Consider the following 20834-nt stretch of genomic DNA (forward strand, 5'->3'; position numbering starts at 1 on the left):
GGCCAACACCCTGTTCGGCACCCGCTACACCGACCTCTGCTACGGCTACAACGCCTTCTGGGCCGACTGCCTGCCCGCGCTGGAGCTGGACGCCAGCGACCGCGGCAGCGACGGCAAGCTGTGGGGCGACGGGTTCGAGATCGAGACGATCATCAACACCCGCATGGCCAAGGCCGGGATGCGGATCACCGAGGTGCCGAGCTACGAGTTCGAGCGCATCCACGGCGAGAGCAACCTCAACACCTGGCGCGACGGCGTCCGCGTGCTGCGGGCGCTCGTGGTGGAGCGGGTGAACGGCAAGGGCCGGCGCTCGCCCAAGCGCCTGGTCGCCGAGGAGCTCGAGGCGGCCAACGTGCACCGGATGCAGCCCAACTTCGCCGTCCAGCCGGAGGACGAGGCGCGGTGGGGGTGAGCCGGGTGTGGCCGGCGCCCCCTGACCACGGCGTCCACCCGTACGGGGGGGACGCCGGGGCCGGAGGGGGCTGGCCACACCTGGGCGTGGATACGCTGCGCCCGTGACATGGCTGGTGACCGGGGGAGCCGGGTACATCGGAGGGCACATCGTCTCGGCGATGCGCGAGGGCGGCCAGGAGGTCGTCGTGCTCGACGACCTCTCGAGCGGCGACCCGGCCCGGATCCCGGGGACGCCGCTGGTGCACGGCAGCGTCCTCGACGCCGGGCGGGTGGCGCAGACCCTGCGCGAGCACGACGTCCGCGGCGTCGTGCACGTGGCGGCCAAGAAGCAGGTGGAGGAGTCGGTCCACCGGCCGCTCTACTACTACCGGGAGAACGTCGAGGGCCTGCGGGTCCTCCTCGAGGCGGCGACGGAGGCCGGGGTCGGGTCGTTCATCTTCTCGTCCAGCGCGGCCGTCTACGGCTCGCCGGACGTCGACGTGGTCGACGAGGACACCCCGTGCCTGCCGGTCAACCCGTACGGCACGACGAAGCTCGTCGGTGAGCGCATGGTGGAGGAGGTGTCCGCCGCGACCGGCCTGCGCTACGTCAACCTGCGCTACTTCAACGTGGCCGGCGCCGGCACGCCCGAGCTGACCGACGTCGGGGTCTCCAACCTCGTTCCCATGGTGTTCCAGCGCCTGGCCGGGCAGCAGGCGCCGCGGATCTTCGGGGACGACTACGACACCCCCGACGGGACCTGCATCCGCGACTTCATCCACGTCGCCGACGTCGCCTCGGCCCACGTGGCCGCCGCCGCGGCGCTGGCCGACGGGCGGGTGGGCACCCTCACCGCCAACATCGGCCGCGGCGAGGGCGTCTCGGTGCAGGAGATGATCGCGACGATCCGCCGGGTGACCGGCACCGCCGACCAGGAGTGGTCGCGGCCGGTCATCGAGCCCCGCCGCGCCGGCGACCCGGCCCGCGTCGTCGCCTCGGCCGACCGCATCCGCGAGGCCCTCGGCTGGAAGGCCCGCTACGGCGTCGAGGAGATGGTGGCCTCGGCCTGGGCCGGCTGGACGGCGCGCGCCGCCGGCTGAGCCCCCAGTCTCTGTCCGGACGAGATCGCCGATCTCGCCCGCCAGGCGGCCCGGTTCCGGGCGAGACCGCCGATCTCGTCGGTGGGGTGGGTCGCCCGCGGGCGGGGCTCGTCTCAGACCCGGTCGCCCGCCGGCTCCCGCGGCCCCTCCGCGTCGGGGGCCTCGTCGGAGGTCAGGGCCTGCGGCGGTGCCAGCGCCACCGAGCGCGACCGGCCCCGCAGCAGCTTGTTGGCCGGCCGCTCGACCGCCAGGTGCAGCACAACGGCCAGCACGCAGGCGGTGGCGGCGATGATCAGCGCGATCACCCACTGCGGCCCGATCTCCCAGAGGTGGGGCGCCAGGTTGATGATCACCAGCTCGTGCACCAGGTAGAGGGCGAAGGACGCCTCACCGGCGAAGATCAGCGCCCGGCTGCGCAGCCAGCCGCCCTTGTCGTCGAGGTCCCGCGCGGCCGCCGACAGCAGCACCAGCAGGAACGGCACCGGCATGATCACGTTGGGCAGCGGGAACGGCGCTCGGAAGCAGACCGCCAGCCCGGCCACGAGGACCACGGCCGCCACCAGCGGGTGCACCCGCGGCCGCCAGCCCGCGCGCATCGCCAGGCCGGCGACGACGCCGAGCAGGAACTCGCTGAAGCGCAGCACGGGCAGGTGCTCGCCGAGGGCGGCGTCCTGCAGGCCGACGTACCCGGAGACCACCAGCGCGGCGAGGGGCAGCGCCCACTGCACGACCCCGGGGACCCGGCGCAGCACCCACACGGTCAGCGGGAACATCGCGTAGAAGAACATCTCGCAGCTCAGCGACCACGCCACGCCGTTCATCCCGAAGACCACCTCGGGATCGCGCCACCAGCCCTGCACGAGCAGGAGGTTGGCGACGGCGCTCTCGCCGCTGCGGGCCACCGCGACGACCGGGACGAGGGCGGCCACGCCCACCATCACCGCGTGGCTGGGCCAGACGCGCGCGAAGCGGTGCCGGTAGAAGCGGCGGGCCGGCAGCGCGGGGTCGGTGCCCCAGGCCAGCACGAAGCCGGAGAGGACGAAGAAGAACGAGACCCCGACGAAGCCCAGGGTCGACAGCGACGCCGGCAGCGACGCGACGCCCCACTGGTCGAGGTGGAAGACGACGACGACCGCCGCGGCGAAGAGCCGGAGGGACGTGAGCCGCGGCAGGGCGGTTCCCCGTGACATCCCCGGCAATCTACGCACGCTCCCGGCGGAGCGGACCCGCATCGCCCCGACGGGGACCGCAGGGGGGATGCGGCCACCCGATCGGGTGGCGCAGCGCGTCACCCCGGAGTGGTACGCGTCTCGGACGGCGGTCAGGTGGTTGTGGGGAAGCGGTGCCCTGGCTCAAGGTGTCAGGGCCGAGCGGGCGCGGGGGAGCGTCTGCGGTCCGGATGGGAGAGGTCACCACGATGAGCGCAGCGACCACGAGCGGCGAGCTGCCCCTGCTGCAGCTGCCGGGGCAGTACACGTCGCTGGGCGAGCGGCTCCGCGAGGTCACGACGTCCGCCGCCGGGCGCCTGGCACTGGTCGCCGAGGACGGCGACCTCACCTTCACCGAGCTGCAGGAGCGCGTGGACGCGGTGGTCCGGGCTCTCGCGGGCCTCCCGGCCGTCGCCGCGGACGGCACCCGCCGGCCGGTGGGCCTGCTGGCCGAGCAGGGGTCGGCGAGCGTCGCGGCGATGTTCGGGATCATGGTGGCCGGCCACCCGTGCGTGCTGCTCGACGTCCTGCTGCCGCCGGCCCGCCTGGCGACGATCGCCGAGCGCGCCGGGGTGACCGTCGTCCTGGCCGACGACGAGCGGCGGGACGCCGCGGCCGCGCTGCCCGGTGTCGAGGCGGTCGCCGGGCTGGTGCCCGCCGCGGACGGCGCCGGCGGCACGCCCGCCCCGGCCCTCACGCTCGACGACGTCGCGTCGCTGGTGTTCACCTCGGGCAGCACCGGCCTGCCCAAGGGCGTCGTGTGGACCCACCGCACCGCGCTCGCCTGCGGCTACACCAGCCGCGCCACGCTGCGCACCACGCCGGAGGACCGCCTGGCCCTCGTCGTGCCGCAGGCGTTCGCCGTCGGCCAGCTGGTGATCCTCGCGGCGCTGCTGAACGGGGCCACCCTCTGCGTCCGCGACCCCCGCGTCCACGGCATCCGCGACCTCACCGAGTGGCTGGACGCGACGCGGGTGACGGTCCTGTCGTGCACGCCGTCCCTGCTGCGGGCGCTGCACGGGGCGCTGCCCGAGGCGCACGTCCTCGAGTCGCTCCGCATGGTGACCACGGCCGGAGAGAAGCTGTACGGCAACGACGTCGTCGACTTCCGCGCCCACCTGCCCGCCGGCGCGAGCTTCGTCAACTGGATGGGCTCCTCCGAGACCGAGGCGCTCACCGCCTTCGAGATGCGCGCGGAGGACCCGGTGCCCGGCGGTGCCGTCCCGATCGGCCGGTCGGTGCCCCTGCGCGACCTCGCCGTCCTCGGGCCGGACGAGCAGCCGGTGCCCGCGGGGGAGGTCGGGGTGCTGCACGCGACCTCGGAGTACTTCTCGGCCGGCTACTGGAACGACCCCACGGGGACGGCGGGGCGCTTCCGCCCCGAGCCCGACGGCCGCACCCGGTACAGCACCGGCGACCGGGCGCGGATGAGCGCCGACGGGCTGGTGGAGATCCTCGGCCGGGCCGACGACTCGGTGAAGATCCGCGGCTACCTGGTCGAGCCCGGCGAGGTCGAGGTGGCGCTGCGCGCGCTGCCCACCGTCCTGGACGCGATCGTGCGCGGCGTCGGGGTGGACGACGAGACCCGGCTGGTGGCCTGGGTCGTCCCCGATCCGCACCAGACCGCGCCGACCGAGGCCGCGCTGCGCAGCGACGTCGGCCGGGCGCTGCCGGACTGGATGGTGCCGCGGGACGTCGTCTTCCTGCCCGAGCTGCCGCGCAACGAGCGCGGCAAGGTCGACGTCGGCGCGCTGCCCCCGCCGCCGGAGCGCCGCGAGGCCACGCCGCCGGCAACGGAGACCGAGACCGCGCTGGCGGGCATCTGGGAGCCGATCCTCAAGGTCGAGGGGGTCGGCCGGGAGGACAGCTTCACCGCCCTGGGCGGGGAGTCCCTCGCGATCGAGGAGATGCTCGCCGGGGTCGAGCAGCGGTTCCGGCTCCGGCTGACCGCCGAGGACCTCATCGACCACCCGACGCTGGCCGAGTTCGCCGCGTTCGTCGACAGCCGGCGCCGCAGCGGGCTGTCCGGCCGGCTCGGGGCGGTCGCGCCGCACCTGCAGGCGGCGCAGAAGGCCGTGGCCCCGCGCCTGGGGGCGGCCGGCAAGGCCGTCAGCGGGCTGCTGAAGGGCCGCAACCGCCGCGGCTGACGCGCCACCCCTGACCGCCGAGATCGCCGATCTCGCGCGGGTACGGCCCCCGAGGCGCGCGAGATCGGCGATCTCGGCGCCCCGGGGGCCGGACGGATCAGGCCGGGCGGCCCGCCAGGCGCTGCGCGGTGCGGCGGCGGCTGCGCAGGTAGGCGACCGGGCCGTAGAGGACGCCGAGCAGCTCCAGCGCGGTCAGCACGCGGGGGAACTCCGTGGACTTGCCCTGGTTCTTCGGGGACCCGGGCCGGGCGACGTACACGATGCCGCGCGGAATCCGCCGCAGCACGTCGACGGCGATCCTGCGGTCGTCGAACAGCCACTTGGTGACCGTGGCCGACAGCCCGACGCCGTAGCGGAACATCTGCTTGCGCAGTGCCTCCATCGACCGCCGGTGGTAGTGCCACATCAGCGCGGCCGGCTCGTAGACCACCGTGTGGCCGGCCGTGACCGCTCGGCGCAGCACGTCGAGGTCCTCACCGCCGTGCGCGAGGGTGCCGGCCCCGAGGTCGATGGGGAAGCCGCCCATCTCCCGCATCGCCTGCGTGCGGAACGCCATGTTCGCGCCGGAGCCGAACTGCCCGGAGTCGTACGGGTAGAGCGGGGTGTCGCGGCGGTGGTCGGTCAGGTTGAACACCTGCCGCGAGAAGCCCTTGTGGAAGCCCCCGTACTCCTCGAGGAAGACCTGCGCGACGGTCTCCTGCTCGGCGGGGAGGATCGCGCCGGTCACGCAGGCGACGCCCTCGGCCACGCCGAAGCCGGCGACCAGCCGCTCGACCCACCGGCGGTCGACGAGGACGTCGTCGTCGGTGAACACGACGATCTCGCCGCGCGCCTCCTCGAGCCCCTTGTTGCGGGCGAAGGACAGGCCGGTGCGGGGCTCGTGCGCCCAGCGCACCCGCGCGTCCCCGGCGAACGCCGTCTCGACGGCGGTGCGCAGCGGCTCGCCGTCGGCGTCGTTGTCGACCACGACGACCTCCAGCGGCTCGTACGAGCTGGTGAGGATGCGCCGCACGCAGGCGATCGTCGGCTCCACGTTGCGCAGGCTGGCGATGGTCACCGTGACCAGCGGCCGCTCGGCGGGCAGCTCGGGCGCCGACCCGACGCCCGGGCGCGGCGCGAGCAGGTCCGCGGCCGAGGTCGGGGCCGGGACGCCGGAGCGCTCCGCGGCCGCGGCCAGCTCGTCGCGGGCGGTGCTCCAGACGGCGTCGGCGGCGACGCGGGCGACGTCGGCGTCGGTGGCGCGCACCGCCACGATCGCGATCTGCTCGCCCAGCCAGCGGACCAGCACACGGGCGTCCGGGTGCTCCGGGTGCCGGTCGGGGTCGGGGTACTCGACGGCGCCCGTCTCCAGGTCGACGGCGAGGACCCGGCGTGGCCGGAACGCGGCCGCCCCGGCGGACTCCTCGACGGGTGCCACCCGGAGGACGGAAGCGGGCACCGCGGCCGGCTGCTGGACGGCGGGTTCGGGGTTCATGTTCTCCTGCTGTCGGGACGGCGGGACGCGGACGGTCCCGGAGTCAGGGCCGCCGAGGTCACGGCGCCTGCGGGTCAGAAGGCCAGCGTCGCCAGGCGGACGGCCGTCGCGGCCAGGCAGGCGACGACGAGCACGACGAGGACCAGGTTCAGGAGGCGGCCCGCGCGTCGCGAGCGCCGGGGGACGACGAGCGCGTCGCCGTCGCCGTCCGGGCGCGCGTCGCGCACCTCCAGGGCGAGCGCCACGACCACGGTCAGTCCGATCAGGACCATCCCCAGCCAGCCGGTCAGTGCCTCGACCACGGTCAGCCTCCCTGCGCGACGAGCCGGAGGACCTGCGCGTCCGGCCCGCGGTAGATGCGTTCGTACAGGCCGCGGGCGACGAGCTCGTCGGCCAGCGCCGTGCTCGCGCCCGGCCGGTCACCGGCCGCCAGCTCCCGCTGGGCGTCCTGGGAACGGCTGGTCACGACGAAGTCCGGCTGGTCCTCGACCACGCACTCCAGCGCGTCGGTGCCGCAGAACTCCTCGTCCAGGAGCAGGGACTGGTACTCGCCGACCCGGTCGGCCCCGTAGGCGCCGGCGGTGGCGAGGAAGCCGACGGTGTCCCCGTCGCCCAGCTCGTCCCACAGCACGCGGGCGGCGGCGACGTCATCGGCGCTGACCCGCTCGAAGGAGATGTTCACGCCGCGGGCGGCGGTGCCGACCATGGTCCACGCGGTGAGCACCACCGCGAGGACCACGCCCGGGACCAGCGCCCGCCGGGTGGTCAGGCCGCGCAGCGCGAGGGCGGCCAGCGGCGCGAACACCGGCGCGGCGAACAGGAAGGTCCGCAGCATGACCTCGCCGCCGTAGCTCTGCATGGCGACCAGGGCGCCGGCGCCGACCAGCAGCAGCGCGAGCAGCAGGGCGTCGGGACGGCGGCGGATCGTCCACAGCCCGACGAGCGCGAGGAGGCCGTAGAACAGCGACCAGCCGATCCGCAGGTTCTGCATGAGCAGGTAGGTCTCGTCGCCGGACACCACGCGCGAGGAGACGGCGCTGTCGAGGTTGCCGAGCAGCTGGCCGACGTCGCCGAGGACGGAGTCCAGGTGGCCGATCCAGTAGCCGCTGCCCGCGTAGCTGAACCAGCCCAGGAACAGCAGCGTGGCGACCAGCCACAGCCGCCGGTGCTGCGTGTAGCCGGTCAGCGCGAACAGGAACGCGGTGATGACCAGGCTGATCGGCGTCAGCTGGTGGCCGACGACCAGCGCCGCGGTGATGAACACCAGCGCGCCCAGGCGGCCCAGCGACTGGCGCGGCGTCGTCCCGACGGGCAGGCCCGGACGGCGCCGCCAGGCCTGGGCCGCCTTGGACCACAGCGAGCCGGTCAGCGCCGGGACCGGCGCGGAGGTCGCCTCCCACATCAGGGTGGCCAGCACCGCCAGGTACAGGACGAAGGCGGTCGCCTGCGGCGCGAAGTAGTCCTGCTGCACCCAGTTGGCGCCCAGGTAGAGGAAGACCGCCAGCCACGCCAGGCGGCCCGAGCGGGTCACCGACCGCGCCACGACCAGCACCGCGGGGATGGCCAGCACGTTGTAGACGAACGGCGCCAGTGCGAGGAACGAGCTGGCGTCGGGCACACCGGCGAGCTGGACCAGCTGCGCGGTGACGGTGAAGAACGCCGGCCAGCTGGCGCGGGCGTCCAGGCCGTTGAACGACTGCTCGTTCTCGGCGATGTAGTCGGCGAACCCGACGTGCAGCCAGCCGGTGGGGACGCCGGCCACGCCGTCGGTGGCGTTGGTGAAGTCGTAGACCACCAGCGCCAGGACGACCGCGGCGGCGCCGAGGACGAGCGGGTCCGGCCGCAGCCGCAGCAGGTGCGTCACGACGACGGCGGCGACGACGGCGACCGCGGCCACGTACGGCCAGGCCAGGACCCCGATGACACCGGTGGCGCCGGCGTCGCCGAGGTCGGTCCAGCGGGTGGCCAGCCACCACAGGGCGACGGCTCCGGCGAGTGACAGGAGGGCCAGCACGCGGCCCCAGGGAGCGGTCCGGCCGGCGCCCGCGGCCGACGCGCCGGCGGCCGGCGCGGGGGTCGCGGCGGGCAGCCGCCTCAGGGCCCAGGCGGTGGCTGCGACACCGACGGCGGCGCTGACCGCCGTCCACCCCAGCGGGCTCCACCAGCCGGCCCCGAGGCCCGCGGTGGCCAGCAGCAGGTGCGTCGAGATGCTCAGCGCGACGGCCAGCGCCGCCGGCAGGAGCCGCCCGGGCAGCCGCAGCAGCGAGGCCAGCGGCACGCCGGGCACGGTGAGGACGAAGAGGACGGCCAGCAGCCCGCGACCCGGGACGTCGACGTCCAGCGCGGCGACGACGGGGGTGGCCACGGCGACCAGCGCCGCGGCCAGCAGGACGGCTCGCTCCCCGGCCGGGTTGCGGTGCGGAACGGCGTCCCCCGGCGTGGGCTGCGGGCCCGGCGGGAGCGCTTCCGCGATCCTCGAGGCGCCGTCTCCGGCGGCCGTACCGGTCGCGGGCATCAGTGGACTCCTCCAGACGACGTGCGCGCCCGGCGGGGCAGCGCGTTCTCCCGGGGATTCTCCCCGGGAGAACGGCCGGTCAGGGCCGATCGCTGCCGCCCCTCACCCGGACGGGGGCTGTGGGACGCGCCACCTGTGGGCCGGGCGGGCGCCGGTGCGCGCGTCACCGGTCGGCGCCGGGCACGGCCGGCACCGCGTCGGCCGCGGGCGGCTGCGCCGGCTTCTTGTGCCGCAGGCTGCGGATCAGCGGGATCAGCAGCACCAGCCCGGCGCCGCCCTCGGCGATGAGGTAGGCCAGGCCGGCCCCGGTCACGCCCATCGAGGGGATCAGCAGCACGGTCAGGGACACGATGGCGACGGCGATGCTGCCCTGGACGATGACCACGCGGCCGGCCTGCCGGCGGATCCGCAGGACGCCGGAGTACACCGTGGTGACGATGACGAACGGCTCGGCCAGTGCCATGAGCCGCAGCAGGTCGACGCCCTCGGCGGCGTACTGCCCGCCGAACAGCCACAGGACCAGCGGCGCGAAGACCAGCAGCGTCACCGCGCCGCTGCCCCCGACCAGCAGGCCCAGGCGCAGCGACCGCCGGGTCAGCGCCTGCGTCTGCTCCTCGTCGGCCGACGCCTCCACCACGAAGTTCGTGGCGATGTTCCAGGCCAGCATGTTGAGCGCGGCGTTGATCGTCCACGGGATGGCGAAGTAGGCGTTCTCCTCCGCACCGAGCTCATGGAGGATGATCAGCGGCAGGATCATGGGGATGACCTGCGACATCACCCCGATGGCGAACTCCGCCGACGCGTAGCCCACCAGCCCGCGCACCGGCGGCAGCCGGTGGTCCTCGCCGGCCTCCTCCATGCGCCGCGGCAGCAACCGGCGGTGGACGAGGACCTGGATCACGATCCCCGCCACGGCCGCCGGGACGACCCAGGCGACGACCAGCCCGCCCTGGGGCAGGGCCGCGGCCAGCGCCACCAGGAGCGCGAGCTTGGCGACGGAGAAGGCCAGGTTCTTCATCGGGATCCAGGACGCCCCGCGCAGCCCGAGCAGGACGAAGTCCTGCACGGTGAAGACGGTGAGGACGGCGACCGCCAGCGGGAACCACGCCGCCTCCACCGCGGAGGCGAACAGGACCTCGCCGGGCCACAGCAGCACGAACCCGGCGCCCACCAGCAGACCGACGGCGGCGATCAGGGCGAGGCCACGGGTGACGAGGTACCCGGTCCGCTTCCCCGCGGCGGGTAGGAACCGGGCGTAGGTCTGGCCCAGGTTCAGGTGCGACAGGCTGCCCAGGAACGCGGCCGTCGAGATCACGGCCGACGCGCGGCCGACCTCGGCGGTCTCGTAGAAGCGCGCCGCCGCGATCCAGAAGACCATGCCGACACCGGCGGTGAGCGCCGTGCCGGCCATCAGGTAGAGGGCGTTGCGCTCCAGGTGCCGGCCGCCGGACCTGCTGCCCCCGGTCACCCGGCGGCCCCGGCGGGGAGGAACGCGCGCGGGTCGTCCAGGACCCGCTCGAGCGCCCGGGTCACCGCTGCCCGCGGCACCCGGCGGCTGTCGAAGGACACCGACAGGACGATCCGGTCCTGCCACTCGCTGATGCACGCGGTCATGCTGACCGCCGCGCTCGGCGCCGGCGCCTGGATGATCCGCTGCTCGGTCGGCGGCGCCTGCCACGGCAGCTCGCGGAGCTCGGTGAGCGGGCCGAGGTGGGTGAGGACCACCGACCCGCTCCCGCCGGCGGCGGAGGGCCGGAACCGGGACAGCGTGTGGGTGACCGTGGCGACCAGCATCGAGACCAGCGGCAGCCCGAGCGCGGCGTCGCGGCGCATCTGGCGGGCCATGCGCCGGGGGTCCGTCGAGTTCTCGGGGGTGAGCCGCAGGGCGGAGCTGAAGTTGCCGGCGACGTGCGTGCCCGCGGGCAGGTACCGCCGGCCGTCGAAGAGGACCACCGTGTCCGTGCCCGGGAGGAACGCCCCCTCGACCTCGAGTGCGGAGCGCACCGCCGCCATGGTCGACACCGCGACCGACGTGTCGGCGGCCTGCTCGTCCCGCCAGCGGCGCACCGCCTCCCGCATGCCGGGACCGCTCATCCGGCTCACCACGGACAGCGCGACCTGCCGGTCGGCCGGGTCGCCGGCCGGCGGGGTCGACGGGGGTGCCGAGCGCAGCCGGTCCAGGGCCACCCGCCAGGTGGTCAGCCGGGGGCGCCGCAGGAGCGTCCGCCACACGGCGCGGGCGAGCAGCCGCGGGCGGTGCGGTCCGCGCACCAGCCCGGCGGGCACGTCGCCGTTGGCGGCGCACCGGACGAGCTCCGCGACGACGTGGCGGTTGGCGTAGACGCCGTCGCCCAGGACGTGGCTGAGCTGCCAGGCGTGGTGGTCGTCGTGGACGAACAGGCGGAAGGGGACCATCGGGTCGCCCTCGCGGAGCAGCCGTTCGACGAGCTCCTCGAGGTCCTCCTTCGGGGTGCCGCGCACGTCGACGACGAGCTCCTCGAGCCGCCGGTCGATCTCCTCGGGGGCCACCGGCACCCACCGCAGCGGGCCGGCGGCGACCCGGCAGAGGATCGGCGCGGTCGGGTCGACGTCGTAGAGCCGGCGCAGCGCCGCCCGCAGCGCGGCGGGGTCGACGGCGGGGTCCAGGCCGGCGAGCAGCGTGACGCTGCAGAGCTCCCGCCACTGGGCGTTGTGGGCCTGGATGCGCAGCGACCGGTCCTCGGCGGCCCGCGGGGTCCCGGTCACGCGAGCCCCCCCGAGGGGGACGGCATGATGCCGGGAGCGGCGCGCCACCAGGCGCTGCCGCGGGACCGACCGCAGATCATCGACTCTCCGGGGGACGCAGGGGACAGGAGCTGTGCGCGTCGCCTCCACCGGTGTGGTGCGACAGTCCGGTCCGGGCCCGGGAGACCCGACGGGGCGCGTGCACGGCGCGAACCCGTTCGACGGTACGTCCACCAGGGGCTCCGGGGCGACGACGAGCCATCTTGCCACTCAGTCGGATGACCGGTCACCCAGTGTGATGCCCCTCGCAGCTGCCCGGTCGGGGGAACGTCCGGTGGCGATGGCGCGTCGATCCAGGCGGTGGACCAAGATGGCCGGTGCCCACCCCGACCCCTGGAGGCGTTCCCGCATGCCCGGACAGCAGTCAGTCGTCGGCATGGGACGCCGGACCCGGCGGAGGCCCGGCCGCCGCGTGGCCGCGGCCCTCGCGGTGACCGCGCTGCTCGCCGGCTGCGGTGGGGGCGCGGAGACCCCGGACGAGGGTCCCGAGACGCCCGCGGCCGAACCGGAGTTCTCCGAGTTCACCGTCGACGGGCAGGACGCCGTGGCCATCGCGCCGGGCGAGGGCGACCCGGAGGGGCTCGTCGTCTTCCTGCACGGTCTGGACGACGACGCCGGCGCGCTCGGCGAGGAGGAGAAGCGGGTCGACATGGTCGGCGACCTGGTGGCCCAGGGCTACGTGGTGGCCGGCAGCGACGGCAACTTCAACGCCTGGGGCAACGAGGCGTCGCAGCAGGGGTACGTCGACCTGGCCGCCGAGCTCGCCGAGCGGTACGGGACCACCGACACCTACCTGGTCGCCGAGTCGATGGGTGGGGTCGCCGGGCTCCAGCTGCTGGCCGACGACCGCATCCCCGACGTGCGGGGCATGGCGCTGATCTCGCCGCTGGTCGACCTGGACGTCGTCCGCGACACGCCTCAGGAGGCGCAGGTGCTGCAGGCCTACGACGGCGTGTTCCCCACCGACGCGCAGAACCCGGCGCTGCGACCCGCCGAGGACTGGGCGGGCACGAGCATGCGCTTCTACCTCGCCACCGAGGACGAGGTCGTCGACAACACGGAGAACGCCGAGCCGTTCGTCGAGCGGGTCGAGGACGTGGCCGACGTCAGCGTCGTCGTGTGCGAGGGCGAGCACGTGGCGCCGTCCTGCTTCCAGGGCGAGGACCTCGCGGAGTGGTTCGCCGCCCTGACCTGAGAGAGGACGGGGTCCTCTCTCAGGCGTAGACCGACCCCGGGCGCCGGCTGACGACGGCCCGGGTGCGCCGGTAGGCCCGCCAGCCGCGGGTCGCCCAGCTCTCGCCGTCGGCCGGCCGGCACTCCACCTCGGACAGCCAGCGGGTCAGGTCGGCCACGGTGGTCGTGCTCTCCAGCGTGAGCCGGGAGAAGGCGAACACGTCCTCGCCGGCGCAGTGCAGGGCGTTGCGGACGCCGCAGGCGTTGTCGTAGCCGGCCGCGCGGGTGGCCCGGCGCACGCGCGGGCCGTTGTAGCCGTGGGGGTAGGCGAACGTGGTGACCGCCTGCCCCAGGACGTCCTCGAGGATCTCCTTCGGCCGGACCAGCTCGTCCCGCAGGGCGGCGTCGTCCAGCGTGTCCATCTGCGGGTGGCTGTGGCTGTGCCCGCCCAGCTCGACGCCCTCGGCCAGCAGGCCCGGCAGCTGCGCGAAGTCGAGCATGCGATCGCTGGGCCCGGGCCGGCGGTCCCGGCCGCCCTCGAGCCAGCCGGTCGTGACGTACAGGGTCGAGACCAGGGAGCGCTCGCGCAGGGCGGGGAGGGCGGAGGTGGCGAAGTCGGCGAACCCGTCGTCGAAGGTGATGACGGCGATCTTCCGGTCGTCCCCGGGCTCTCCGGCCGGCGGCCGGCCCGCCGTCTCGGCCGCCACCAGCTCGCCGAACGTGATGCACCGGTAGCCGGCCTCGACGAGGACGTCGAGCTGCTGCGCGAACGCCTTCGGGGAGACCGTGAACGGGGCGATGTGCGTCCCCGGGGTGTCGGTGACGGCGTGGTAGAGCAGGATCGGGACCGGGGTCCGCGTCCTCGCGGTCGAGCGGTACTCCATCGTCCGGAACATAGCTGTCAGGCCACCCCCGGGGAACCCGCGGTCCGCGCGCGACGGGCCTGCTTCACCCGGGCGAGGGCGTAGCTGCCCGCGGTGAGGGCCGTGCCCTCGACGATCGCCCACGCCTGGGCGCCACCGGCGCGGTCGCCGCGGACCAGCCGGCCCAGGCCGCGCAGGACCCCGCGCGGCAGCGTGCGGCTCACGTAGGTGCGCTCGGTCTCCAGGGCCGCGTCCGCGCCCGCCAGCCGGCTCACCAGGGCCTTGGAGCGGCCCTCGGCCCGGCACCGGCGCCGGAAGTACGCGCGGGTCACCCGGTCCGGGGAGACCCCGTGCCGGCACCGTGCCGACGGCTCGAGCACCACCCGCGTCTCGGGCAGCGCCCGCCGGGCGCGGATGGCGAACTCCGTCTCCTCGCACCCGGCCGCGTCGGCGCCCATGCGGCCCATGTCGGCGTCGAAGCCGCCGGCCTTGGTGAACGCGTCCCGCCGGAAGGCCATGTTGGCGCCGATCGGGTTGCGGATCTCCGCCCGCGCCGTGGGCAGCCCGGTGTAGCTGCAGCCCACGACCCAGAGGAACTCGTCGGGGAACCAGGCGGGGCGGGGTGCCCGCCAGTCCGGCTCCACCCAGCCGCCGACGCCGATCACGTCCTCGTCGGCGAACGCCTCCAGCAGCTGCGCCGTCCACCGCGGGTCGGCCGCGGCGTCGTCGTCCAGGAACGCCACGACGTCGCCGGTGGCGGCCTCGACCCCGGTGTTGCGGGCGCCCGACAGCCCGCGGGGCCCGGCGTTGGGCAGCACCGTCACGTCGGGGAAGGCGGCGCGGGCACGCTCGAGCAGCTCGGGGTTGGTGTCGGCGACGAGGACGACCTGCTCGGGGCGGCGCTCCTGGCGTCCGAGGCTGGCCACGGCTGCCTGGATGTCGCCCCACCGGTCCAGGGTGTAGGCGCAGATGACGACCGTGAGCGAGTGGTGCACCCGTCGAGGGTATCCGGGCGGCGACCCGCGCTCCGTCCCCCGACCAGGTAGATCTCGGGACGGGAGGGTGCAGGGAGTGCACTGGAGGGACGGGGGAGGGACGAGTTGCCTCGCAACGCGCGCGCCACGGTCAGTGACGGTTAGTGTCTGTTCCGTAACTGCCGCGCGCCACCCCGGGTGCGGCTCCCCAGCCCCACGAAGGACGTAGCTGTGCACCCACTCGGCTCTGCCCCGGCCCCGGCACCGCTCCCCGCCGAGCCCCGCCGGTCGGCCCGGCTGCGCTCGGTCGACGTTCCCGCCGGCACGGTCGCCGGGAGCCGGCGTTCGTGCACGTGCGGGCACGGCAAGCAGGCACACCAGCACTACCGCCGGGGCACCGACTGCGCCCTGTGCACCTGCGGTCGCTACCGGCGTCCGCTGCTCCGCCTCTTCGGCCGCACGCGTCAGGGCGTGGCCGCCCGGGCGACCCGGCGCAGCTCCAGTGACATCCGGACCGCCAGGTGCACCACGTGCCGGTCGGCCAGCAGGTCGTGGTGCGGCCCGGGCACCGAGACGACCCGCAGCCGCGGTGCCGCCGACCGCCACGCGGACAGGAAGTGTCCGGTGACCGGGATCCGCCGCCGGGCCCGGAAGTAGGTCACCGGCCCGTCGTAGTGCTGCAGGACGTGCTGCGCGTAGACCGCCTCGGAGCGGTCCAGGGCCTGCTGGTCGGCCGGGCGGGTCTCCGGCCGGAAGCGCTGGCGCAGCACGGCGCGCACCGGCCGCGAGCCGATGCCCGGGATGAGCGCCCCCACCTGCCCGGTCAGCCGGTGCAGGCGCCGCCGCACCGGCGGGAGGGTCGCCTCCGGCGGCAGAGGGTCCAGCAGGCCGAGGAACTCCACCTGCCGCCCCGCGGCCCGGAGCCGGCGGGCCGTCTCGAAGGCGACCAGGCCGCCGAAGGAGAACCCGACCAGCCGCAACGCGCCCTCCGGCCGCGCGTCGGCCAGCCGCCCGGCCTGCTCGTCGGCCAGTTCGTCGATCGACTTGCGCCGGCCGTCGAGGGACACCAGCTCGGCCCGGACGCCGTACACCGGCCCGACCCCGACCAGCAGCTCGGCCAGGGGCCGGTACACCTCGACCTCGCCCCAGGCGTCGTTCAGCAGGAACAGCGGCGGGGCGGCGGGGTCGCCGGCGGCCAGCAGCGGCATCGCGGACGCGCCGGACGCCGTCGCGACCGTGGCGGCCAGCCCGTCGACGGTGGGGTCGGCGAGGAACTGCTCCATCGAGACGTCGGCGTCGAGGTCCAGCTTGAGCCGCCGCAGCAGCGTCATCGACTGGCGGGAGGTGCCGCCGAGGTCGAAGAAGTCCTCGATGCCGGCGTGCGGGGTGACGCCGAGCTCCTGCCAGAGGCCGGCGATCGCCGTCCGGACCCCGGCGTCGACGGTGCCCGCGCCGGTCGCCCGGGCGGCGGGGGACGGCGCGGACTCCACCCGCGGAGCCGGGACCGGCGGCGCGACCCGATCCGGAGCCGCGCGGAGGGCGGCGGTGATGCTCGCCAGCGAGCCGGGGTTGCGCAGCGCGTCGGCGTTGGCCACCCGGTCCCCGTTGACGGTGTCCCGGGTCGCCTTCTCCGACACCTTGCCGCTGTGCGTCAGCGGCACCTCGGGGACGGCGAGCACGAGGGCGGGCACGTGCGCGGCCGTGGCCTCGCGGCGCAGCGTCGTCCGGATGCGGCGCTCGAGGTCCCCGTCGAGGACGGCTCCGTCGTGCAGCTGCACGAGCAGCACCAGCCGGGTGGCGCCCGGGGTCGTCGGGGAGCGCTGCTCCACGGCGACGGACTGGGCGATCTCCGGCAGGCCCTTGAGGATCCGGTAGATCTCGGCGGGCCCGATGCGGATGCCGTCGATGTTGAGCACCCCGTCGGAGCGGCCGTGCACCCTCGCCGTGCCGTCCGGGGCGATGTCCACCACGTCGCCGTGGGTCCACACCCCCGGGTGCTGGGCGTAGTAGGCGTCGTGCAGCCGCGACCCGTCGGGGTCCCGCAGGAAGCGGACCGGGCGGGAGGGGAACGGGCGGCGGCAGACCAGCTCGCCCTCGTGCCCCAGGACCGGGCGCCCGTCGGCGTCGAGCGCGGCGACGTCCAGGCCCAGGCTGAGCGCCTGGCTGCGGCCGCGCACCACCGGCAGCTCGGGGTGGCCCAGCACGAAGCAGCCGATGATGTCGGTGCCGCCGCTGATCGACTGGAGCGGCTGGGGGCCGACCGCGTCGGCGAACCAGTCGAACTGCCAGTCGTGCAGGACCGAACCGGTGGACAGGACCGCGCGCAGCCGGCTCAGGTCGAAGGCCTCGGCCGGCCGCAGGCCGGTGTCCTGGGAGAGCTGCAGGTGGGCCGGGCTGGTGCCGAAGACGGTGACCCGCTCGTCCGCGGCCAGCTGCCACAGCGTCTCCGGACCGAGCACGGGACCGTCGTAGAGGACGATCGCGGCGCCGACCGCGAGCGCCGACAGCTGCCAGTTCCACATCATCCAGGCGGTGGTGGTCTGGAAGTACAGCGTGTCGCGGGCGTCCAGGTCGCCGTGCAGCCGGTGCTCCTTGAGGTGCTCCAGCAGCGTCCCCCCGACGCCGTGCACCATCGCCTTCGGCGGGCCGGTGGTCCCGGAGGAGAACATCACGAACAGCGGGTCGTTGAACCCACCCCGCGGCCACGGCGCGCGCGGGGTGTCCGGGCCGACGTCGGCGAGCAGGTCGGCCAGCCGCAGCACCCGCACGCCGGGGAGCGCGGGCAGCGGGAGGTCGTCCAGGACGACGAGCGCGCGGACCGTCGGCAGCCCGGTCACCACCTGGTCGAGCAGGTCGCCGTCGGCGCCGTCCCAGCCGGTCGCGCCGGTGCGGTCCAGGGCCAGGAGCACGGGTTCGACCTGGGTGAAGCGGCCGAGCAGCGCGGCGGGGCCCATGTCGGGCATGCCCGACGACAGCGGAGCGCCGAGCGCGGCGGTGGCCAGGGCGGCGACGACCGCCCGCCCGTTGTTCGGCGCGACGACCACCACCCGGTCGCCGGCGCCCAGCCCCTGGCCGGCCAGCGCGGTCGCCGTCCGGTCGACCTCCTCGCGCAGCTGCCGGCGGGTCCAGCGGTCCCGGGAGCCGTCGCCGTGCACCGCGGTCAGGCAGACGGCGTCGTCGTCGACCCCTGGCAGGGGACGCAGCAGGTTCTCGGCGTGGTTGAGCCGCACCTGCGGGAAGAAGACCGCGGCCTCGACGTCGTCGCTGGTGCAGACCGGTTCGGCCGAGCCCTCCCAGGCCGGCTCGGCCCAGTCGAGAAACAGCCGCCAGAAGTCGTGGGACGACGTCACCGACCAGTCGTGCAGGGCCACCGCGTCGCCGAGGTCGCGGCCGGCGGCGGCCTCCGCGCGGTCTCGGAAGTCGGCCAGCTGCGGGCGGCGGGTCGAGGCGGTGGGGGAGGGGGCCTCGCGGCTCGTGGTCATGGGGTTCCCGTGGGGTCGGCCGGCAGCGCGGCAGGGGGGTGCGGGCGGAGGGCGACGCTGCCCACCCAGCCCTCGGGGAGGTCGACGGAGCGGACGTCCCAGTCGCCGACGCGACCGGGGCCCCGCCCCGCGGAGGGGGTGGCGACGGTGGCGGGTGCGGTGCGCAGGCCCGCGCCGACGCCCTTGAGCACCGCCTCCTTCTGGGTCCAGCAGCGGGTCAGCACGACCGGCCGGTCCTCGTCGGGGAGGGCGGCCACGGCCGCGCGCTCGCCGTCGGTCAGCCAGCCCTCCGCGGCGGCGTCGTCCAGCGGCACGGGCCGGACGCGCTCGAGGTCGACGCCCACGCGGGCGCCGGAGGCGACCGCCACCAGGCCGAGCCCGGCACTGGCCGAGCAGCTGACGTCGAGGCCGGCGGCGGCCGCGGGCCCGGTGAGCCGCGGCCGGCCCGGCGGCGGGCTGAGCGGGACCTCGGCGGGGGCCAGGCCGAGGACCTCGCCGAGGGCCTCGCGGAGGGCGGCGCGCAGCCGGATCCGCCTGACGGCGACCTCCGGGGTGCCGCGGTCGGCGTGCGCACGCTCGGCGTCGGACAGGCAGGCCTCCGCGCCCGCCGGAGGCGGGGTCCCCCCGACGTCGACCAGGCGGAGCAGCAGGCCCCCGGGGAGTGCCCGCGGTGCCGGCGCCGGAGAGCCTGCACTGCTGGTCACGGGCCTGAGCCTAGGAACAGATGGGCCGTGGGTGTGGGGTTCCCCCCGGGAAGTCCCCCGACCGAGGACCGTCCGCGACCCCCCGGGCCGGGTCGGCCGGCCGGGAGCACGGCCGGTCAGGCAGGACGCCAGGCCGCGACCCAGTCGATGAGGACGTGCCCCTCGGCGTCCTCCGGCGGGGCCTCCGCGGAGAGCTCGGTCTCGATCTGCAGGACCCACCGCATGGGGTCGACCGGGATGGCGTCGGCCTCGGTGGTCGTCCAGGACCGGTCGTCCAGCCGGAAGGTGACCCGTCCGGGCTCCCACTCGATCGTCGCGGTGTGCCAGTCGGCCATCGTCCGGTCGGTGTTGATGGAGAAGGCGTTGACCGACGGGTCCCCGGTGACGTCGTGGGAGTTGCCGATGATGTCCTGGCCGAGGCTGCCCTCGGGGAAGTCGATCTCGCCCTCGGACCAGTCGTCGCTCGACGGCCACAGCAGCCAGGCCACCTTGTAGCCGGGGACCTCGTCGGTCCGGAAGCGGACGGAGTAGCGGCCGTGGACCTGGCTGTTCTCCCAGGCGTCGTTCGGCGGCGGGGTCAGCGCCATGACCTGGGGGGTGCCGTCCGCGGTGTGCACCCGGACGTCGACCACGCCGTCCTGCACGGTCGTCGTCGTGTCGCTCGAGTACAGGCCCTGGTGCGACTCGCGGCGGCCGAGGTCGCGCGAGGTGTCCCGGGCGCCGTCGTAGTCGGCCCAGCCGGGGTAGACGTCGGCGAACTCGCCCAGCTCGGCGTCGTCCTCGAAGTCCTCGACCATGACGAGGTCCCAGCCCGGCAGGTCGAAGGCGGGCGGGGTCGAGGTGGCGTGCGGGGTGACCACGCCGCCGCTCCGGAGCAGCAGGACGCCGGCGACGACCGCGACGACGACGCCGCCGGCCACCGCCAGCACGAGGCCGCGCCGGCGCCTGCGGCTCTCTCGGAACACGACGGGCCACGGTACCCGGCGCGGGGGCCTGTGTGCCGGGACCATGCAGGTCAGCCCTACGGTCGGGTGACCCCCGACCGGGGCGCGGGGCGCAGCAGGCGCGCGACGGCGGCCAGCGTGAGCCCGCCCAGGACGGCGGCGTAGAGGAGGTAGGGGACCTGCGCCGCGCCGGGCAGCGGCCAGAGCAGGGGGACGCCGGGGCCGGTGGCGAGGTCGCGCAGCAGGTGCAGGGCGACGCCGCAGGCCAGCCCGGCCAGGGGGATCCGGTGGCGCCGGACGGCGGCCGCGGCGGCGAGGAGCACCAGCACGGTGAGCAGGGAGTGGGTGACCGGGCGGCCGCCGTCCCCGGAGACCGCGTCGTGCCACAGGTAGAGCGGGACGTGGTCGAGGTCGATCGCCACGGCGCCGGCCAGCACCCAGGCCGGGAACGGCCACGTGCCGGCCAGCGGCACCGCGGCCAGGACGAGGCCGGCGGTGATGAGGTGGGCGGGCTCGTCGAGGAGCCCCGTCACCAGGATCGGCCACCGGCGCGACTCCTGGACCACGTCCAGCACCGCGAGGACGGCCAGGGCGGCCACCGGCAGGACGGCCCGGGCCCACGAGAGACGGGCGCGCCAGGGGCGCACGCCGCCTCGGTCGTCGGGCACCGGGCCGTCCGCCGGGGTCACGCGGTACGGGCGGAGGTCTCCGCGGTGTCGAGGCCCTCGGTCAGCGCGCGGACCGGGGCGAGCTGCCCCTGCAGCGCCCGGCCCTTGCGGTTGACCCGCTCGACGAAGAGTGCCCGCAGCACGCGGACGCCGTCCCGCCAGGTGTTGAGGTTGCTCTCGCCGTGGATGCGCTCGAACTCGTAGCTCGGCACCTCGACGATGTGCATGCGGGCCTTGGCCATGCGGGTGTTGATGATCGTCTCGATCTCGAACCCGTCACCCCACAGCTTGCCGTCGCTGCCGCGGTCGCTGGCGTCCAGCTCCAGCGCCGGGAGGCAGTCGGCCCAGAAGGCGTTGTAGCCGTAGCAGAGGTCGGTGTAGCGGGTGCCGAAGAACGTGTTGGCG

General features: G+C 75.4%; 15 protein-coding genes and 2 pseudogenes. 4 read left to right on the forward strand and 13 right to left on the reverse strand.

Annotated elements, in window-relative coordinates:
• Together PGN05_RS23480 and galE are read left to right on the forward strand one after the other, a co-directional pair.
• Positions 1-412: pseudogene (locus PGN05_RS23480) on the forward strand (glycosyltransferase family 2 protein); the annotation flags it as partial.
• A 103-nt stretch (positions 413-515) separates the two neighbouring features.
• Positions 516-1493, forward strand: a complete 978-nt coding sequence (gene galE, locus PGN05_RS23485; protein WP_419754998.1) for a UDP-glucose 4-epimerase GalE — start codon at positions 516-518, stop codon at positions 1491-1493.
• A 113-nt stretch (positions 1494-1606) separates the two neighbouring features.
• On the opposite strand, the gene PGN05_RS23490 is transcribed toward galE, so the two are convergent.
• Positions 1607-2683 carry an acyltransferase family protein gene (locus PGN05_RS23490; RefSeq protein WP_419754999.1) on the reverse strand — a complete coding sequence of 359 codons (1077 nt, stop codon included), beginning with the start codon at positions 2681-2683 and terminating at the stop codon, positions 1607-1609.
• 227 nt (positions 2684-2910) lie between these two features.
• Here PGN05_RS23490 and PGN05_RS23495 point away from each other — a divergent pair, with 227 nt between their 5' ends.
• Positions 2911-4848 carry a non-ribosomal peptide synthetase gene (locus PGN05_RS23495; protein ID WP_419755000.1) on the forward strand — a complete coding sequence of 646 codons (1938 nt, stop codon included), beginning with the start codon at positions 2911-2913 and terminating at the stop codon, positions 4846-4848.
• A 97-nt stretch (positions 4849-4945) separates the two neighbouring features.
• Here PGN05_RS23495 and PGN05_RS23500 read toward each other — a convergent pair whose 3' ends face one another.
• The 5 genes from PGN05_RS23500 to PGN05_RS23520 all read right to left on the reverse strand — a co-directional run bounded on the left by PGN05_RS23500 (position 4946) and on the right by PGN05_RS23520 (position 11582).
• Positions 4946-6322, reverse strand: a complete 1377-nt coding sequence (locus tag PGN05_RS23500; protein WP_419755001.1) for a glycosyltransferase — start codon at positions 6320-6322, stop codon at positions 4946-4948.
• Positions 6323-6396: 74 nt separating this feature from the next.
• Entirely contained in the window at positions 6397-6624 is a 228-nt protein-coding gene (locus tag PGN05_RS23505) for a hypothetical protein (RefSeq protein ID WP_419755002.1), read from the reverse strand.
• A gap of 2 nt (positions 6625-6626) precedes the next feature.
• Positions 6627-8837, reverse strand: a complete 2211-nt coding sequence (locus PGN05_RS23510; protein WP_419755003.1) for a serine/threonine protein kinase — start codon at positions 8835-8837, stop codon at positions 6627-6629.
• 163 nt (positions 8838-9000) lie between these two features.
• A complete protein-coding gene (locus PGN05_RS23515; RefSeq protein ID WP_419755004.1) occupies positions 9001-10305 on the reverse strand; it encodes a lipopolysaccharide biosynthesis protein in 1305 nt (434 codons plus the stop codon).
• On the reverse strand, positions 10302-11582 hold the full coding sequence (locus PGN05_RS23520; protein WP_419755005.1) for a hypothetical protein: 1281 nt from the start codon (positions 11580-11582) through the stop codon (positions 10302-10304). Before PGN05_RS23520 ends, PGN05_RS23515 begins: the two co-directional genes overlap by 4 nt.
• A 451-nt stretch (positions 11583-12033) precedes the next feature.
• On the opposite strand from PGN05_RS23520, the gene PGN05_RS23525 reads away from it, so the two are divergent.
• Complete coding sequence (locus tag PGN05_RS23525) at positions 12034-12816, forward strand: serine aminopeptidase domain-containing protein (protein WP_419755006.1); 783 nt, start codon at positions 12034-12036, stop codon at positions 12814-12816.
• Between the two features lie 19 nt (positions 12817-12835).
• On the opposite strand, the gene PGN05_RS23530 is transcribed toward PGN05_RS23525, so the two are convergent.
• The 7 genes and pseudogenes from PGN05_RS23530 to PGN05_RS23560 form a co-directional block, all read right to left on the reverse strand.
• Complete coding sequence (locus PGN05_RS23530) at positions 12836-13678, reverse strand: polysaccharide deacetylase family protein (protein WP_419755007.1); 843 nt, start codon at positions 13676-13678, stop codon at positions 12836-12838.
• A 17-nt stretch (positions 13679-13695) separates the two neighbouring features.
• Positions 13696-14652, reverse strand: coding sequence for a glycosyltransferase family 2 protein (locus PGN05_RS23535; protein WP_419755008.1), 957 nt, complete (start codon positions 14650-14652; stop codon positions 13696-13698).
• A 443-nt stretch (positions 14653-15095) separates the two neighbouring features.
• Entirely contained in the window at positions 15096-18113 is a 3018-nt protein-coding gene (locus PGN05_RS23540) for an acetoacetate--CoA ligase (protein ID WP_419755009.1), read from the reverse strand.
• Positions 18110-18817 (reverse strand): 4'-phosphopantetheinyl transferase family protein, encoded by a 708-nt coding sequence (locus PGN05_RS23545; RefSeq protein ID WP_419755010.1) that lies wholly within the window; start codon positions 18815-18817, stop codon positions 18110-18112. Before PGN05_RS23545 ends, PGN05_RS23540 begins: the two co-directional genes overlap by 4 nt.
• 116 nt (positions 18818-18933) lie before the next feature.
• Positions 18934-19782: a glycoside hydrolase family 16 protein gene (locus PGN05_RS23550; protein WP_419755011.1), complete on the reverse strand. Its 849-nt coding sequence runs from the start codon at positions 19780-19782 to the stop codon at positions 18934-18936.
• Between the two features lie 56 nt (positions 19783-19838).
• Positions 19839-20429, reverse strand: coding sequence for a metal-dependent hydrolase (locus PGN05_RS23555; protein ID WP_419755012.1), 591 nt, complete (start codon positions 20427-20429; stop codon positions 19839-19841).
• A 17-nt stretch (positions 20430-20446) separates the two neighbouring features.
• Positions 20447-20834, reverse strand: a pseudogene (locus PGN05_RS23560) (glycosyltransferase family 2 protein); the annotation flags it as partial.

It is taken from the genome of Geodermatophilus sp. CPCC 206100, from assembly GCF_048569675.1.
In the GTDB taxonomy this organism is placed as follows: Bacteria; Actinomycetota; Actinomycetes; order Mycobacteriales; family Geodermatophilaceae; genus Geodermatophilus.

What these genes read in the sequence shown, in the direction of transcription:
- PGN05_RS23490 (WP_419754999.1), bottom strand. Translation starts at nt 2,683, where the DNA reads ATGTCACGGGGAACCGCCCTGCCGCGGCTCACGTCCCTCCGGCTCTTC.
- PGN05_RS23495 (WP_419755000.1), top strand. Translation starts at nt 2,911, where the DNA reads ATGAGCGCAGCGACCACGAGCGGCGAGCTGCCCCTGCTGCAGCTGCCG.
- PGN05_RS23500 (WP_419755001.1), bottom strand. Translation starts at nt 6,322, where the DNA reads ATGAACCCCGAACCCGCCGTCCAGCAGCCGGCCGCGGTGCCCGCTTCC.
- PGN05_RS23510 (WP_419755003.1), bottom strand. Translation starts at nt 8,837, where the DNA reads ATGCCCGCGACCGGTACGGCCGCCGGAGACGGCGCCTCGAGGATCGCG.
- PGN05_RS23530 (WP_419755007.1), bottom strand. Translation starts at nt 13,678, where the DNA reads ATGGAGTACCGCTCGACCGCGAGGACGCGGACCCCGGTCCCGATCCTG.
- PGN05_RS23540 (WP_419755009.1), bottom strand. Translation starts at nt 18,113, where the DNA reads ATGACCACGAGCCGCGAGGCCCCCTCCCCCACCGCCTCGACCCGCCGC.